Origin of the sequence: Streptomyces sp. NPDC006265 (assembly GCF_040613555.1) — a bacterium.
Lineage (GTDB): Bacteria > Actinomycetota > Actinomycetes > Streptomycetales > Streptomycetaceae > Streptomyces.
Genome location: NZ_JBEXSH010000897.1, coordinates 1 through 3,639, shown reverse-complemented (window position 1 = coordinate 3,639; position 3,639 = coordinate 1). Strand labels below are relative to the sequence as shown.

Here is a 3,639-nt window from a genome sequence, read left to right as displayed (position 1 = left end):
GGAGGACTCCCGCAGGTCCAGGGCGGGCGCGACCGCTTCGGCCTTGCGGGCCCGCTCCATGAGCGCCTGCGCCTCCCGGTAGGCCTCGGTTCCCTGCTCCAGGCGCGTCGCCCGTTCCCGTGCCTCCGCGAACCGCCGCTGGAGCCGGGCGAGTTCGCGTACGTCGTCCAGGGCACGTCCGGCGGCGGCCTGCGCGGACTCGGCGGCGGTGAGCGTGCAGGCGGCGACGGTCAGCTGCTCGCGGGCGGTGCTGCGGGCGACGGCGGCCGCGCCCAGTACGGCCTCGGCGAGCCCCGGTTCGCCGGGGGCCAGCTCGGGCAGCTCCATGGCGTCGCCCGCGGCCTGCTGCATGCGGTGGGCGTCGGCCAGCAGCTCCGCGTCCCCGTCCCGCACCTGGGTCTCGGTGGTGCGGCGCCGCTCGGCGAGGCGCTTCTCCACGTCGGCGAAGCGGCGGGTGTCGAAGAGGCGGCCCAGCAGTTTGCCGCGGGCCTCGGCATCGGCGCGCAGGAACCGTGCGAAGTCGCCCTGCGGCAACAGTACGACCTGGCAGAACTGCTCCCGGCTCATGCCGAGCAGCTGGGTGATCTCCTCGCCGATCTCCTGGTGGGAGCGGCTGAGGTCCTTCCAGGCCCGGGCCGTCGCGTCGTACGCGCGCAGCCATGTCTGGGCCTTGTCGAGTGTGGTGCCGGTGCCGCGCTTCTTGGGGCGCTCCCAGGGCGGCTGGCGGGTGATCTCCAGGCGGCGTCCGGCGACGGTGAGGTCGAGGGTGACCTCGGTGCGGGTCGCGGGTGCGGCGTGGTCGCTGCGCAGGGCCGTGCCCTGTCCGCCGCCCTGCCGGGCGCCTGGCACCGAGCCGTAGAGGGCGTAGCAGACGGCGTCGAGGACGGAGGTCTTGCCCGCGCCGGTGGGCCCGTGCAGCAGGAACAGCCCGGCCGTCGACAGGTCGTCGAAGTCGACGGTCTGGGTGCCTCCGAAGGGTCCGAAGGCGGTGAGGGTGAGCCGGTGGAGCCTCACCGGGCCGCCTCCCGTACGGTCTCGTCGGCCCGGACCGCGTCGAACGCGTCCCGCAGCACGCCCTGTTCGTGCGGGTCGGGCCCGGCGCCGCGCACATGGGCGACGAAGTCCTCGGCGATCTGCTGGTCGCTGCGGCCGGCGAGGCGCCGAGCGTACGACACTTCGGACTCGTCCTCGTCGCGGTCGGGGTCGAAGACGAGGCTGAGGGTGTGCGGGAAGCGCTCGGTGAGCCGGGCCATCGGCTCGGCCGGGCGGACGGGGTCGGTCAGGGTCGCCTCGACCCACGCCTCCTCGTGCCGTGCCAGGTCCGGGTCGGCGAGCAGGTCCTTCAGGGTGCCCCGGATCCGGGCCAGGGGGCGGGGCACCGGGCAGTCGACGCGCTCGGCGTCGACGGAGCCGTCCGCGGCCAGGTCGACCAGCCACATGCTCTTGCGGTGGGCGGCCTCGGAGAAGGAGTAGGGCAGCGGGGAGCCGGAGTAGCGGACGCGGTCGGTGAGGGTCTGGCAGCCGTGCAGATGCCCGAGCGCCACGTAGTCGACGCCGTCGAACACCCCGGCCGGCACCGCGGCGACGCCGCCGACGGTGATGTCCCGCTCGCTGTCGCTGGGTTCGCCGCCGGTGACGAAGGCGTGCGCGAGGACGACGGAGCGGGTACCGGGCGCGCGGGCGGCGAGGTCGGCGCGGACCCGGTCCATGGCGGCGGCGAGTACGGCCTCGTGCCCGGCCTTCTCGACGCCGAACTCGTCCTTCACCAGGGCCGGTTCGAGATAGGGGAGCCCGTAGAAGGCGACGTCGCCGTCGCCGTCGGCGAGCACCACCGGGGTGCCTGACGCCGACGGCTCGGTCCGCAGGTGGATGCCGGCCCGCCCGATCAGCCCGGCGCCGACGCCGAGCCGACGGGCCGAGTCGTGGTTCCCGGAGATCATCACCGTCGGCACGCCGAGGCCGGCGAGGCGGTGCAGGGCGTCGTCGAACAGCTCGACCGCGGCGAGTGGGGGCACCGCACGGTCGTAGACGTCTCCCGACACGACCACCGCGTCCACGGCGCGCTCCCGCACGGTCGTGACGAGATGGCCGATGAACTCGGCCTGGGCACCGAGCATGTTCACCCGGTGCAAGGCGCGGCCGAGATGCCAGTCGGAGGTGTGCAGCAGCCTCAAGACACCGCTCCGACCTGCATGTCTCCCCCTGCTTCCCGCACAACCAGCGCGAGCCGGTACGGCCCGCTGTCAGCACCCACCACGCTAACGCGTGTGGGCATCCGCTCCCTCACGAACCTCGGCATACCACGCCCGTCCGGGGCGAATTCAGCGGTCATGTCCGTATGTGTACCGCGGAAACACATGAGGCGGAGCCGCCGTCACGCGTCCCCGTACGCCTCCCCGCCCGCCTCGAAGCCGGCCGTACCGGCGGTGGCGTCGGCGAGCCAGGACCGGAAGGTGTCCACGTCGGCGTCCGGGAGGGCGATTTCGATGGTGACGGCCTCCCCGTAGTGCACGTCCCGGACTTCGCGCCCGCCGGTGCGCAGGTCGTTCTCGAGCTTGCCGGCCCGCTGGTGGTCGACGGTGACCGTGGCCAGCCGGTATCTGCGGCGGGTGCGGGTGCCGAGACTGTCCAGGGCCTCGCCGACCGCTCCGCCGTACGCCCGGATGAGCCCGCCGGCGCCGAGTTTGACCCCGCCGAAGTAGCGGGTGACGACGGCGACGACGTACCGCATGTCGCGGCGAAGCAGCATCTGGAGCATGGGGGCGCCGGCGGTGCCGCCGGGTTCGCCGTCGTCGCTCGCCTTCTGGACGGAGGCGTCGGCGCCGATGACGTAGGCCCAGCAGTTGTGGGAGGCGTCGGCGTGCTGCTTGCGGACCGTGGCGATGAAGTCCTGGGCCTCCTGCTCGGTGGCCGCCGGGGCGAGGGCGCACAGGAAGCGTGAGCGGTTGACCTCGGTCTCGTGCACGCCGGCACCGGCGACCGTGCGGTATTCGTCGGGCATCCGGCCAGCCTATGCGCGGGCCCGGGGCTACTTCTTCGTGCCCCGGGGCACGGTCACGGACGTGAGCAGCGCGGCGCCGGGGGCGAGGGCCCGCCAGGCCGTACCGCGCCAGGACAGGACGGCGATCGCCGACGTGGGGAACTTCGTGCGGACCTGTTCCAGGGTGTCGTCGAGGCCGTCACCGGCGAGGGCCAGGACCAGTTCCTCCAGGCCCGGGCTGTGCCCGATCAGCAGCAGCCTCTCCACCTCGGCGGGCACCTCGTGCACCACGGCCAGCAGGCCGGGGGGTCCGGCGGCGTACAGCCGCCGGTCGTGCCGGACCGGCGGGGGTGTCCCCCACTCGGCCGCGGCCAGGGCCCAGGTCCGCCGGGCGCGGACGGCGGTGGAGCACAGCGCCAGGTCCGGCAGGAGGTCGGCGTCGGCCAGGGCCCGCCCGGCCGCGGGGGCGTCCCGGCGGCCGCGCGGGGCGAGGGGTCGTTCGTGGTCGACGACGTCCAGCGGCCAGGCGGACTTGGCGTGCCGCAGCACGATCAGGCGGCGCAGCGGGCCCGCTCCGGCACGTTCGGTCATGACGGGGATCCCAGGTCTCGAACTGCCCCAGTGCTGCGTTGCAGCTGAAGCACAGTACGCCTCGGACC

General features: G+C 74.2%; 4 protein-coding genes. All 4 read right to left on the bottom strand.

Annotation, left to right across the window (positions count from 1 at the left end):
• Positions 1 to 1,014 (bottom strand): SMC family ATPase (locus ABZ281_RS42340; protein ID WP_356663339.1); only part of this gene is annotated, 1,014 nt, incomplete at its 3' end.
• Positions 1,011 to 2,174, bottom strand: coding sequence for an exonuclease SbcCD subunit D (locus ABZ281_RS42335; RefSeq protein ID WP_356663337.1), 1,164 nt, complete (start codon positions 2,172 to 2,174; stop codon positions 1,011 to 1,013). The genes ABZ281_RS42335 and ABZ281_RS42340, both read right to left, overlap by 4 nt.
• 200 nt (positions 2,175 to 2,374) lie before the next feature.
• Positions 2,375 to 3,001 (bottom strand): YigZ family protein, encoded by a 627-nt coding sequence (locus ABZ281_RS42330; protein WP_356663335.1) that lies wholly within the window; start codon positions 2,999 to 3,001, stop codon positions 2,375 to 2,377.
• A gap of 27 nt (positions 3,002 to 3,028) precedes the next feature.
• A complete protein-coding gene (locus ABZ281_RS42325) occupies positions 3,029 to 3,571 on the bottom strand; it encodes a histidine phosphatase family protein (RefSeq protein WP_356663333.1) in 543 nt (180 codons plus the stop codon).
• Between the last annotated feature and the right edge of the window lie 68 nt (positions 3,572 to 3,639).